General features: G+C 61.9%; 10 protein-coding genes. 4 read left to right on the top strand and 6 right to left on the bottom strand.

Features of this window, described 5'->3' with window-relative positions; genetic code table 11:
• Positions 1–44 precede the first annotated feature (44 nt).
• The gene (gene hydA, locus BM403_RS01795; RefSeq protein WP_093541369.1) at positions 45–1484 is read right to left on the bottom strand and encodes a dihydropyrimidinase; all 1440 of its coding nucleotides are present in this window, start codon (positions 1482–1484) and stop codon (positions 45–47) included.
• A 591-nt stretch (positions 1485–2075) separates the two neighbouring features.
• On the opposite strand from hydA, the gene BM403_RS01800 reads away from it, so the two are divergent.
• Together BM403_RS01800 and BM403_RS01805 are read left to right on the top strand one after the other, a co-directional pair.
• The gene (locus BM403_RS01800) at positions 2076–3563 is read left to right on the top strand and encodes an NCS1 family nucleobase:cation symporter-1 (protein WP_046035772.1); all 1488 of its coding nucleotides are present in this window, start codon (positions 2076–2078) and stop codon (positions 3561–3563) included.
• Positions 3564–3641: 78 nt separating this feature from the next.
• Complete coding sequence (locus tag BM403_RS01805; protein ID WP_093541371.1) at positions 3642–4925, top strand: Zn-dependent hydrolase; 1284 nt, start codon at positions 3642–3644, stop codon at positions 4923–4925.
• Positions 4926–5031: 106 nt separating this feature from the next.
• On the opposite strand, the gene BM403_RS01810 is transcribed toward BM403_RS01805, so the two are convergent.
• From BM403_RS01810 to BM403_RS01825, 4 genes are all read right to left on the bottom strand, one after another.
• A complete protein-coding gene (locus BM403_RS01810) occupies positions 5032–5490 on the bottom strand; it encodes an REP-associated tyrosine transposase (RefSeq protein ID WP_093541373.1) in 459 nt (152 codons plus the stop codon).
• Positions 5491–5718: 228 nt separating this feature from the next.
• Positions 5719–7137 (bottom strand): efflux transporter outer membrane subunit, encoded by a 1419-nt coding sequence (locus BM403_RS01815; RefSeq protein WP_093541375.1) that lies wholly within the window; start codon positions 7135–7137, stop codon positions 5719–5721.
• On the bottom strand, positions 7121–8290 hold the full coding sequence (locus tag BM403_RS01820; protein WP_015884731.1) for an efflux RND transporter periplasmic adaptor subunit: 1170 nt from the start codon (positions 8288–8290) through the stop codon (positions 7121–7123). The genes BM403_RS01815 and BM403_RS01820 overlap by 17 nt, the downstream gene beginning before the upstream one ends.
• The gene (locus BM403_RS01825; protein ID WP_093541377.1) at positions 8280–11501 is read right to left on the bottom strand and encodes an efflux RND transporter permease subunit; all 3222 of its coding nucleotides are present in this window, start codon (positions 11499–11501) and stop codon (positions 8280–8282) included. Before BM403_RS01825 ends, BM403_RS01820 begins: the two co-directional genes overlap by 11 nt.
• A 196-nt stretch (positions 11502–11697) precedes the next feature.
• Between BM403_RS01825 and BM403_RS01830 the strand changes: the two genes are divergently transcribed.
• Positions 11698–12108 (top strand): PA0061/PA0062 family lipoprotein, encoded by a 411-nt coding sequence (locus BM403_RS01830; protein ID WP_015884729.1) that lies wholly within the window; start codon positions 11698–11700, stop codon positions 12106–12108.
• Here the strand turns inward: BM403_RS01830 and BM403_RS31820 are convergent.
• A complete protein-coding gene (locus tag BM403_RS31820) occupies positions 12105–12266 on the bottom strand; it encodes a hypothetical protein (protein WP_163825860.1) in 162 nt (53 codons plus the stop codon). The genes BM403_RS01830 and BM403_RS31820 overlap by 4 nt on opposite strands.
• A gap of 210 nt (positions 12267–12476) precedes the next feature.
• Between BM403_RS31820 and BM403_RS01835 the strand changes: the two genes are divergently transcribed.
• Positions 12477–13139, top strand: a complete 663-nt coding sequence (locus BM403_RS01835; protein WP_015884727.1) for a C39 family peptidase — start codon at positions 12477–12479, stop codon at positions 13137–13139.
• The last annotated feature ends 2 nt before the right edge of the window (positions 13140–13141 follow it).

Consider the following 13141-nt stretch of genomic DNA (forward strand, 5'->3'; position numbering starts at 1 on the left):
CCCTCCCACATTGGGTGGGAGGGGGCTTGCTCCCGATAGCGGTCTCAGCGGTTCACAGCCACTGGCTTGGAATGCGCCGCCCGCTTGCTCAACTGCTCAAACACCGCCGGGTACGCCGGCCGCTCCACATACCGCCCCGCACCGCGCTCGGCCCTCAGGTCGCCATCGGCCCAGACCAGCTTGCCCTGGCTGATGGTGTGGCTCGGCACACCGCGCACGGTCTTGCCTTCGAAGATATTGAAGTCGACCTGCTGGTGATGGGTCTTGGCGGAAATGGTCCGTGTACCCTCGGGGTCCCACAACACCAGGTCGGCATCCGCACCCACGCGGATCGCGCCTTTGCGCGGGTAGAGGTTGAAGATCTTCGCGGTGTTGGTGGAGGTCAGCGCGACGAACTCCTGCATCGACAGGCGCCCGGTGTTGACGCCTTCGTCCCACAGCAGCGCCATGCGGTCTTCGATGCCGGCGGTGCCGTTGGGGATCTTGCTGAAGTCGTCTCGGCCGGCGGCTTTTTGCTCGGCGCAGAAGCAGCAATGGTCGGTGGCGGTGGTGTGCAGGTTGCCGGATTGCAGGCCATGCCACAGCGCCTCCTGATGCCCGCGCGGGCGGAACGGCGGGCTCATCACGTAGCCGGCGGCGGTTTGCCAGTCGGGGTGTTGGTAGACGCTGTCGTCCAGCAGCAGGTGGCCAGCGAGGACTTCGCCATACACCGGTTGGCCCTTGCTGCGCGCATAGGTGATCTCATCCAGCGCTTCTTTGGTCGACACGTGCACCAGGTACAGCGGCGTGCCGATAGTCTCGGCGATGCGGATCGCGCGGCTGGCCGCTTCACCTTCAACCTGGGATGGGCGCGACAGCGGGTGTGCTTCCGGCCCGGTGATGCCCTGGGCCATCAGCTTGCGTTGCAGGTGGTACACCAGCTCGCCGTTCTCGGCATGCACGGTGGGCATCGCGCCCAATTCCAGGCAACGCTCGAAGCTGGCGACCAGGGTGTCGTCCGCCGCCATGATCGCGTTTTTGTAGGCCATGAAATGCTTGAAGCTGTTGATGCCATGGTGGCTGACCAGCTCGGCCATTTCCTCGCGCACCTGCTCGCTCCACCAGGTAATCGCCACATGGAAGCCATAGTCGGACGCGGATTTTTCCGCCCAGCCGCGCCACTGGTGAAACGCGTCCATCAAGGATTGCTGCGGGTTGGGGATCACAAAGTCGATGATCGACGTAGTGCCCCCCGCCAGGCCTGCTGCCGTGCCACTGAAAAAGTCTTCACTGGCCACGGTGCCCATGAAGGGCAGTTGCATGTGGGTGTGGGGGTCGATGCCGCCGGGCATCAAATATTGACCGCTGCCATCGAGTATCTCAGTGCCGGCGGGAACGTTCAGGTTCGTGCCAATGGCGCGAATTAGACCGCCTGCGCATAACACATCGGCGCGGTAACTTTCATCATGGGTAATAACGGTGGCGCCACGGATCAACAGCGACATGTCGAGTTCCTCACAGGATTGACCGGCTTGTGCCAGTTCTAAGTGTTGTAATGCTGCTTACCGATGGTCGGTTAATTCCTGTCATCGGTGACAGGAATAGAAACTAGCCCGAGTTTTTCGATTGAGCAAGAAGATTTTTTATAAGCTTATAGCGTGTTTAATTTATTGATTTATAAGTTAAAAATTTATAAATCACCAAAATGTGGCGGCCGCTCACCATTTTGACGCACTTGACAGGTTCGCAAATTGAGCAACATTTCTTATTGCAAATCAGACGCTTGAGAGATGCCTCTTGACGAAGACAGTTAATAAAAATAATTGTGTTGCACCAGATTGAGTCCGGAGGGTTCGGGCAACTTACGCATTATTTAGCCTGAGTAACGTGGCAAGTACCGCGGGCTCAATCGGAAAGCTGATTAACATCAGCCAGTTATATAAGCGGTACGGGTTCGAGGGCCGTAGTCGGCACGGTTATTGAGTGCAGTGGCGGCTGGCCGGGTCCGTGATGTCATGTTGTTTATGAGGTACTCCGGCCATCCGGCGCAGCGCGTTGGATGAGCAACAATAATTCGAAAAAACCGTGGAGCGGCCATGCAACAGAACAGATCGCAAGTCATTGAACGCAACGGCCTGTACGAACTCGACGCCGGCCCCGACGTCCTCGACAGCCCGCGCTACAACCACGACATGGCACCGACCAAGGTGCATGAACGCACTTGGAACAAGTGGCACATCACCGCGCTGTGGGTCGGCATGTCGATCTGCGTGCCCACGTATACCTTGGGCGGGGTGCTCACCGCGTATTTCGGCTTGTCGGTGGGCGAGGCGCTGATGGCGATTTTGCTGGCCAACATCGTGGTGCTGATCCCGCTGACCCTCAACGCCTTCCCCGGCACCAAGTACGGCATACCGTTCCCGGTGTTGTTGCGCTCATCGTTCGGCATCCTCGGTTCCAACGTGCCGTGCCTGATCCGGGCGCTGGTGGCGTGCGGGTGGTTTGGTATCCAGACGATGTTTGGCGGGCTGGCGATTCACCTGTTCCTGGGCTCGATTTTCGACGGCTGGAAGTCCCTCGGCGGTACGGGTGAAGTGATTGGCTTCATGATTTTCTGGTGCCTGAATTTGTGGGTGGTGCTGCGCGGCGCCGAATCGATCAAGCGCCTTGAAACGTTGTCGGCGCCGTTGCTGGTGGCGGTGGGGATTGGCCTGTTGGTGTGGGCAATGCCTAACGTGTCGATCAGCGAATTGATGGCGATCCCGCCCAAGCGTCCCGAGGGCGCGAGCCTCACCGGTTACTTCATGGCCGGCCTCACCGCGATGGTGGGTTTCTGGGCCACCTTGTCGCTGAATATTCCCGACTTCAGCCGCTACGCAAAAAGCCAGAAGGACCAGATTCTCGGGCAGATTTTCGGCCTGCCGCTGACCATGTTCCTGTTCGCCGCCCTCGGCGTGATCATGACCGCCGCCTCGGTGAAATTGGTGGGCGTCAGCGTGTCCGATCCCGTCACCCTGATCGGGCATATCCAGAGCCCGGTGTGGGTGGCGGTGGCGATGGCGTTGATCATCGTCGCTACCCTGTCCACCAACACGGCGGCGAACATCGTGTCGCCGACCAACGACTTCCAGAACATCGCGCCCAAGCTGATCAACCGCACCACCGCCGTGATCCTGACCGGGTTGGTGGGGTTGGCGTTGATGGGCCATGAACTGCTGAAAAAGCTTGGCCTGATCGTTTCCGATGTGAGCCTGGAAACCGTGTATTCCAACTGGTTGCTCGGCTATTCAAGCCTGTTGGGGCCGATTGCCGGGATCATGGTGGTGGACTACTTCATCACCCGCAAACAACAACTGGACCTGGCCGGGCTGTACCGCGATGACGTGTACCCGGCGTGGAACTGGAGTGGCTTTATCGCGTTTGGCGTGCCGGTGGTGCTGACCTTGCTGTCGTTGGGCAGCGATGCGTTCAGCTGGTTCTACAGCTACGGCTGGTTCACCGGTTCGGCGCTGGGCGGCTTGCTGTATTACGGCTTGAATGCCAAGCGTGGTATCAGCCCGGTCACTGCTAAGTCACCGCTGTAACGGAAGTGGAATGCAATCCAAATGTGGGAGGGGGTTCCACCTGTTCCACTTATAAAAAACCAGCCTGAGGAGATCCCCATGAACGCTGCCCTCGACGTTCTGCAATCGACCCATCAGCACATCAACCGCGACCGCTTGTGGCAGTCGCTCATGGACCTGGCCAAGCTCGGCGCCACCCCCAAGGGCGGCGTGTGCCGCCTGGCCCTCACCGACCTCGACCGCAAGGCCCGCGACCTGTTTGTGCAGTGGTGCGAGGACGCCGGTTGCACCGTCACCATCGACGGTATCGGCAACATCTTCGCGCGCCGCCCCGGCCGCAATCCTGACCTGCCACCGGTGATGACCGGCAGCCATATCGACACCCAGCCCACCGGTGGCAAGTTCGACGGTTGCTTCGGTGTGCTGGCGGGCGTGGAAGTGCTGCGTACCCTCAACGACCTCAAGATCGAAACCGAGGCGCCGCTGGAAGTGGTGGTGTGGACCAACGAGGAAGGCTCGCGTTTCCCCCCGTGCATGATGGGCTCCGGCGTGTTCGCCGAGAAATTCACCCTGGCCGATACCCTGGCCAAGGTCGATGTAGACGGCGTCAGCGTCGGCGATGCACTGAATGCGATTGGTTATGCGGGCACACGTCCCGTCAGCGGTCATAAAGTGGGGGCGTATTTCGAGGCGCATATCGAACAGGGACCCATTCTTGAGGACGAGCAGAAAACCATCGGCGTGGTGCTCGGCGCACTGGGGCAGAAGTGGTTTGACCTGAAACTGCGCGGCGTCGAAGCGCATGCGGGGCCGACGCCGATGCATTTGCGCAAGGACGCCCTGGTCGGCGCGGCGGCAGTGGTGGCGGCGGTGAATGCCGCAGCGCTGGGTCATCAACCCCATGCGTGTGGGACGGTGGGTTGCCTGCAGGCCTATCCCGGCTCGCGCAACGTGATCCCTGGCGAAGTGCGCATGACCCTGGATTTCCGTCACCTTGAGCCGGCGCGGCTGGACTCGATGATTGCCCAGGTGCGCAAGGTGATCGATGAAACCTGTGCCAAGCATGGCTTGAGTTTTGAGATGGAGCCCACGGCGGATTTCCCACCGCTGTATTTCGACAAAGGCTGCGTCGACGCCGTGCGCGATGCGGCGAACGGCCTGGGCCTGTCGAACATGGACATCGTCAGCGGGGCAGGGCACGACGCGATCTTCGTCGCAGAGCTGGGCCCGGCGGGGATGATCTTTGTGCCATGTGAAGGCGGCATCAGCCATAACGAAATCGAGAATGCCGCACCGGATGATCTGGCTGCTGGGTGTGCGGTTCTATTACGCGCAATGGTGGCAGCTTCCGCCGCAATCGCCAGCGGCAAGTTAGCCGCCTGAAATACGGTAGAAAAAAATGTGGGAGGGGGCTTGCCCCCGATAGCGGTGGGTCAGTCACCCTGTTATCGGGGGCAAGCCCCCTCCCACATTTGAACAGTGTGTGATGTTAGATCCAGATGGCATCCCACAATGGGTAGTCGCCGATCTTTTTCACCAGACCTGCTCTCAATGGATTGGCCACTACATACCTCGCCACCTTCACTAGATCATCCTCCTTGCGCAGTGCGCGGTCATGAAAGCTTTCCTGCCAGAGTCTTCCCTTGCGACCACTCACGCCATTAACGGACCGCGTGCTCTTGGATTTTACCTGTCGCATCAGATCTGCAAGAGAGCCTTTTTTCAGCTCAATAATCCAATGGAAATGGTCCGGCATGATCACCCACGCAATTGAGTTCGCGAGCCCTTGGTGTTGTGCCAGCCGAAATTGCCAGACCAGCAGCCGACCCAAGTGGAAGTTGCTGAAAATGGGAATGCGTTCGTGAGTGTTGGTGGTGATGAGGTAGATGCGGTCGGGTTCGCTGAAGCGTCCGATGCGCAGGCGGTGTGACGCGGGTAACTCTGCCATTCCCTGGCCCTCTCAAGATGCGTCTAGAGAGGCTAGATTGGAGGGCCGCAGGGTGAGGGGCGGACTTTTGGCAGGATGTGTCTGGAAGAGCGCCATCGGGAGCAAGCCCCCTCCCACCTTGGCTCTGCGGTGTTCACACATTATGTGTCCGGCACCGGACACGTGTGGGAGGGGGCTTGCCCCCGATGGCAGCCGTTCAGTTGATAGTGATGTGACTGACCCGCCGTGTCAGGCGCCAGGTTGCCACCCACCGCCCAGCGCAGTCACCAACCCCACGCTCGCCTGCAACTGCCGTGTCTGCACCGCCTGCAACGTCCTCTGCGCCTGCAACGCCGCCGTCTGCGCCGTCACCACGTCCAGGTAACTCACGGCCCCGGCCTGGTAGCTGTTCATCGCCAGCGATTGGGTGTGCTGCGCCGCATCCGCCGCCGCTTGCTCATCCTGCGCCTCCAGCTGCAAATCCCGCAGTTGCGCCAGGTTGTCTTCCACCTCGCGCACAGCCTTCAGTACCTGGCTGCGGTAGTGCGCCGAGGCTTCTTCAAACTCGGCCTTGGCCTGGCGTTCATTGGCGCTCAAGCGCCCGCCATCGAAGATCGGCAGGTTCACCAGCGGCCCCAACGCCCAGTAGCGATTACCGGCGGACAGCAAGTTGCCAACGCCCTGGGTTTGCCCGCCAATCAGCCCGGTCAGGCTGAAATCCGGGTACCACGCCGCCTTGGCCACGCCGATATTGGCGTTGGCGGCGAACACCCGGCGCTCGGCCGCCGCGATGTCGGGGCGGCGTTGCAGCAGGTGGCTCGGCAATTGTGAGGGAATGCCCGGCAGCGCGATCAGTTGCTGGCTCGGCGGCAGGGTGAAGTCACTGGCCGCCACACCCACCAACTCGCCTATCGCATGCTCGGTCAGGTTGCGTTGCCCGCGCACTTCATCCCGTTGCGCCTTGGCCTCGGCGAGCTGGTTTTGCGCACGGGTCAGGTCCAACTCCGAAGCAATCTGGCCCTCATACCGACTGCGGGTCAGTTGCAGTGCCTGGCTGAAATCATCCAGCGAGCGGTCGAGAATCCGCGCCTGCGCGTCCAGCCCATTGAGCTGCACATACAAGGTTGCCAACTGATGCTGCAAGCTCAGGCGCGCCACCGCCAAATCGTCACCCGAGGCTTGCGCCTGGGCATCGCCGGCCGCGACCTGGTTGCGGATTTTGCCCCACAGGTCCAGGTCGTAACCCAGCGAGAAGCCTGCCGTATTGCTGTTGTACACCGACGGCTGTGTGGTTCCCCGCAGTGGCCTTGAATCCGATTGCCGTTGGCGCAACGGCTGCGCGCTGGCGGTGATCTGCGGGAACAGCCCGGCATGCAGTTGGCTGGCATACGCCTGGGACGCATCGAAGTGCGCCAGCGCCGCCGCCAGGTCCGGGTTGGCCTTGAGCAGTTGCTGTTGCAGGTCATTCAGGCGCGCGTCGTGGTAGAGCGTCCACCATTCGGGGGCCATTTGGTCGGACGGTTGCGCGCTGTGCCAAGGGCCGTCGCTGGTCTGTTCGCGGTAATGCGCGGGCAGGTCAAGCGACGGCACCTTGTAGGCGGGCGCCATCGAGCAGCCCTGCAACACCAGCAGCATCAATGCTGCCAGAGGTTTAAGCCTTGGGCGCATGCGCACCTCCGGAGGCATCGGCCAACTGCACCGGGTCGCCTTCGCGCAGGGCATCGGGCGGGTTGTCGACGATACGGTCGGCGGGTTTCAAACCTTGGTCGATGACCAGGCGTTCGCCCAGGTCGAGGCCGATGTGGATGTCTTGCAGGTGCACATGATTCTGCGCATCCAGCACCGCCACTTGGGTGCCTTGGGCACGGAAGATCAACGCGCTGGCCGGGATGCTCACGCCATGGGTGTCGGCTGGAATCGGCAAGGTGGCTTCGGCGTAATCGCCAGGCAGCAACTCGCCATTGGGGTTGTCGGCGACGAACTGCGCGAGCAACGTGCCGGAGCGGCGATCGATGGCGGTGGAGTCGCCGATCAGGCGCGCCTTGAAATGCTCGCCGGGATGCTCGGGCACGGTGAGTTCGGCTTCAAGCCCTGGGTGGATGACGGCCGCGTAGTTCTGCGGCACCGGCACATACAGGCGCAATTGATGCGTGTCGGCGATGTTGAACAGTTCCGGGTCGCTGTCGGTATCGGCCTTGATCAACTGGCCGATATCGGTGTTGCGCGCGGTGATGGTGCCGGCGAAGGGCGCACGGAGGGTCTTGTAGCTTTCCAGGGCCGACAAGCGCGCATAGTCGGCAGCGGCGGCTTCAGCATTGGCTTTGGCTGCCGCCGCGTTGGAGGTTTTTTCATCGGCTTCCTGGCGCGACACCGAATGACTGGCCAGCAGGTTTTGCCAGCGGGTCGCCGTGGTGGCGGCCAGGCGTGCATTCGCCTGCTCCTGGATCAAGCGCGCATGGGTCTGCGCCAACTGTTGGTCGAGGTCGGGGCTGTCGATTTCGGCAAGGATCTGCCCGGCCTTGACCTGACTGCCGATATCCACTTTCCAGTCCTTCAAATAGCCACTGACCCGGGCATGAATCGGTGCCTTGCTCCAGGCTTCAAGGTGCGCAGGCAGGCGCAGGGTATCGCCGGCGACGTTCTGCTTGGGCTGGAACACCATCACCTGCGGGATGGCGGCGGTTTCAGTCCAGGCCGTGACCGATTGTTCGTGCAGCGTGCGGGCATGCAGGCCGTTGGCGACCAACAGGGCGGCCAGGGTCAGGCCGCCGACACCCATGAGCATCAGACGCTTGCGCGAGGGTTTGTGATCAGACGACATGTGGGGTTTCTCCTGCAACTGCGCGAGTAGGCTGACGACCGTGGACCAGGCTGAAGACCACGGGAACAAACAACAAAGTGGCGAGGGTGGCGAAGATCAAGCCGCCGATGACGGCGCGCCCGAGCGGTGCGTTCTGCTCCTCGGAAATCGCCAGCGGCAGCATGCCGATGATCATCGCCAGGGCGGTCATGCACACCGGACGGAAGCGTGTGTAACCGGCCTCCATGGCGGCTTTCAACGCGTCGCCATGTTCGGCCAGGCGCTCACGGCAGAAGCTCACCACCAGGATCGAGTTGGCCGTGGCGACGCCCATGCACAAGATGGCGCCGGTGAGTGCCGGTACCGACAATGAGGTGCCGCTGAGGAACAGCATCCACACAATCCCGGCGAGCGCCGCCGGCAAGGCCGTAATGATCACAAACGGGTCGGACCACGACTGGAAATTGACCACGATCAGCAGGTAGATCAGCACCACGGCGCCGAGCAGGCCAAGGCTCAAGCCGCTGAAGGCTTCATGCAGTGCGTCGATCTGCCCATGCAGGCTGATTACCGCACCTTTGGGCCGCAGGGCGGCGGTGTCATCCAGCACTCTTTGCACATCACGGGCCACGCCGCCGAGGTCGCGGCCTTGCACGTTGGCGTACAGGTCCAGGGTCGGTTCGATGTTGTAGTGGGTCACCACCGCCGGGCTTTGCACGCGGGAGATGGTCGCCACGCCGCCGAGGATCTGCGACTGGCCGTCGGCGCCGGTCACCGGCAAGGCCTCCAGAGAGGGCAGGCTGTCGAGGCGGTATTGCGGGGTGGCGGCGACGATGGAATAGGACACGCCGTTGGCCGGGTTGAGCCAGAAGGTCGGCGCCACCTGGGAGCTGCCGGCGAGCGAGGCGACCATGCTGTTGGTCACGTCACGCTCGGTGATGCCCAGGCCATTGGCGCGCATACGGTCGACGTTCACCTGCAGCGACGGATAGCCGGTGGACTGCTGGATGCGCAGGTCGGCGATGCCCGGTACGTGCTGCAACCGGCGCTCAAGCTCCACGGCGTAGGCGCGGTTTTCTTCATCGCTGCGCCCGGAGATTTTCACGTCCAGCGGGGCCGGGGCACCGAAGTTGAGGATCTGGCTGCTGATGTCCGCCGGCAGGAAGGCGAAGTGGCTGCCAGGGAAACTGTGCGGCAGCGCTTCACGCAGTTTTTTCACGTAGTCGGCGGTCGGTGCGTGGTCCTTTTTCAGGCTGACTTGGATGTCGCCATCCTGCGGGCCGATGGTGCCGCTGCTGCTGTAGGCCATGTCGATGCCGCTGAGCGGGATGCCGATGTTATCGACGATGGTGTCCAGCTCTTCGGCAGGGATGATTTCGCGGATCCGCGCTTCAATGCGGTCGAAGGCGGCGGCGCTTTCTTCTATGCGCGTGCCCAGCGGCAGGCGCACATGTAATGCCAGGGCACCTGCGTCGGTGGCCGGGAAGAAGTCCTGGCCCAGGCTCGGAAGGAGCAGGAATGACGCCAGCACGCAGGCCAGGAAACCGACGATAAAGCGCTTGCGATTGCCCAGGGCCAAGGTCAGCAGGCCGTGATAGGTGTCGCGGATGTTCGAGAAGTGGCGCTCGAAACCCTGCTGGAAATTCAGCACCGATTGCAGCACGGCATTGCGCTGCTGGGTGTGCTGCTCGCCCTCGTGGTGGTTGATGAATTCGTCTTCCGGGTGATGCCCCGCACCTGGCTCCGGCGTGTGCGGCTTGAGCAGGAACATTGCCAGGGTCGGCACCAACGTACGCGAGAGGATGAACGAACTGGCCATGGCAAAGATCACCGCCAGCGCCATCGGCCGGAACAGGTAACCGGCGATGCCTTGCAGCAAAAACATCGGCACGAACACGATGCAGATGCACAGCAGCGAGACGAACGCCGGGCCGACAATTTGCGCGGCACCGTCGAGGATTGCCGTCTTCACCGGCTTGCCTTGTTCCAGGTGCCAGTTGATGTTTTCGATGGTCACCGTGGCGTCGTCCACCAGGATCCCCACCGCCAACGCCAGCCCGCCGAGGGTCATCACGTTGAGGGTTTGCCCGCTGACCGCCAGCAGTGCGATGGCCGATAGCACGGCCAGCGGAATCGAGGCGGCAATAATGATCGTGGAGCGCCAGCTGCCGAGGAACAGCAGGATCATCGCACTCGTCAGCAGTGCGGCGATGATGCCTTCCTGGGCCACGCTGCCGACCGATTGTTTGACGAACACCGAGGCGTCGCCCAGTAATGAAGTCTTCAGTGACGGTGGCAGGGTTTCGTTGATGCGCGGCAGCATCTGGCGGATGCCGTCGATGATCGACAGGGTCGAGATGCTGCCGTTTTTAAGCGCCGGCATCAGCACCGCACGGTGGCCGTCGACGCGCACGATGTTGGTCTGCGGCGGCGAGCCGTCACGCACGTGGGCGACCTGGCCGATGGTGATCAGCGCGCCGTCGACGGTCTTGATCGGCAGGTCGTTGAGTTCATCGATGGCTTTGGGGCTGTTATTCAGCAGGATCGTGTATTCGTTGGGGCCGAGCTTGGCGGTGCCCACCGGGATGATCTGGTTCTGCAGCGCCAGGGCGTTGCCCACGTCCTGGGCCGACAGGCCTTTGGCGGCGAGTGCCTGTGGGTCAAGGTCGAGGGTGATCTGGCGTTGCTTGCCGCCCATGGGCGTGGGCATGGCCAGGCCGGGCAGGGCGCTCAAGGGCAGGCGGATGTTGTTCTGCACCAGGTCGCGGATCCTGGCTTCCGACAGGCTGGGGCTGGAGAACGCCATCTGCAGGATCGGCACCGTGGAGGCGCTGTAGTTGAGGATCAGCGGCGGTGTGATACCCGGCGGCATCTGCTTGAGCACGGTTTGTGACACCGCCGTCACTTGGGCGTTGGCGGTGCGGATATCCACGCCGGGCTGGAAGAAGATCTTGACGATGCCCATGCCGGGCAGCGATTGCGATTCGATGTGTTCGATGTCGTTGACGGTGGTGCTCAGGGAGCGTTCGTAGGTGTAGATCACACGACCAGCCATGGCGTCCGGCGACAGGCCGTTGTACTGCCAGACCACGGCGACCACGGGGATGCCGATATCGGGGAAAACGTCAGTGGGCGTACGCAGGGCCGCCATCGGCCCGATGATGCAGATGAATATGGCCAACACGATAAACGTGTACGGCTTTTGCAGTGCGGTCTTTACCAGCCCGAGCATGCGTGAACCTCCGGAGGAGCAGGATTGCAAACCCCGGCAGTCTCACGCGACCCACCTAACACGCACCTTTCAGCCAGGTGAAGGAACATTTAGGTAAGGGCTGAAAATCGTTTCATAGGCATTCATTTGTTCTAGACAGGTCAGCCGCCCAAGCTTGTAACCCATCGGACACATTGTCCTGCTTTGGAGCCCTGCCATGTCACTCAAACCACTGTTATTGATTCCCGCCCTCGGTGCTGCGCTGTTGTTGTCGGCGTGCGCCGGGCCAATGCCCAAAGCCGACCCGAGTGAAGCCTGGATCGGCTTGAGGGAAGAAGCGCCGAACGACCTGATGGCTGAACGCGTGGACGGCAAGCGTGTGGATGACGGCCGCTTTTTTGAGGTCTCGCCGGGGGACCATCGCCTGGATGTGACGCTGTTCGAGGAGGAGGCGGGTGACGACAACCAGCAGGACTGCCAGGGACGTGTCGAATACAAGCATTTCAAGGCGGGTGAGCATTACACCCTGGTGGAGTCCAGCCTGGGTACCACCGTGCGCGCAGCCTTGATGGATGGTCACGGCAAGGAGGTCGCAGCGACTCAGGACTTCAATTGCATGCCTGGCTAGGCGTGGTGCACCGCCGCCTTATGAGGCTTGGCGGGCGCAGCGGGTTTTACGTGGGGGTGATGGTGCCGGCGGGTGATGCGCAACACCCCCCACAACATGGCGGCGGCTACCGACAGCCAACCGCAGATCAACAGGAAAATCGTCGTTGCAAGGCTCATTCGGGCCTCCTCTCGCCCCGTACGGGGCACACACAGTCTTCTCAATGGACAGTCTAGCTACCCGGCGGTTGCCTGCTATTGACCAATGGTCGTGTCCGTCCAACGTGTTTGCTCTATCCGCTTCCTTTACTAAGCCTGCGGGCTATACCCGCGTGGCCGGGCGTCCTATGATCAGGGCCCTCACCGGCAGTTGATCAAGAGAGTAGAAAATTGCGGTTACGGTCGAACCTTAAAACATCCTTTCTATTGGCCTGCGCCCTGGGGCTTGTGGCCTGTTCCGCAACCCCGTCGAAACTGGCGGGTCTGCCGGAGCGTGTCGAACTCAATGGCGTGCCGACGTTTCGCAGCGAGGCTTATCAGAGCGGTCCTACGGCGTTAGCCAGCATGCTGTCGCAACAAGGCATTGTCATGACACCGGGGTTGCTGGATAAGCCACTGCATCTACCGGGCGGCGAAGCGGACCTTGAGCGCAACATGCAGGTGTTGGCGCGCGAGTACGGGCTGATGGTGTACCCGCTGGATGCCAAGCTGACGGCGGTGCTGGCGCAAGTGGCGGCGGGGTATCCGGTGATGGCGCGGATCGGCGGCGGGCTGTGGTCCGACGCGCACTACGTGGTTGTGGTGGGGTTCAATCAACAGAAAAGCACGGTGTTGCTGCGTTCGGGCATGGACCGGCGGCTGTTGATGAGCTTCAGCGACTTTGAGTCGAAGTGGAAAAGCGCCGGGAGTTGGGCAATCCTCACCCAGCGGCCGAGCCAATTGCCGGCAAATGTGGACGCCCAGCGCTGGCGGGATGCGGCCAACGCCACGGCCCAGGCCGGGCAGGAGCGGGCGGCGGCGCAGGCGCTTAAAGTGCTGGCGGAACACCGATAAAA

It is taken from the genome of Pseudomonas sp. OV546 (assembly GCF_900116845.1).
In the GTDB taxonomy this organism is placed as follows: domain Bacteria; phylum Pseudomonadota; class Gammaproteobacteria; order Pseudomonadales; family Pseudomonadaceae; genus Aquipseudomonas; species Aquipseudomonas petroselini.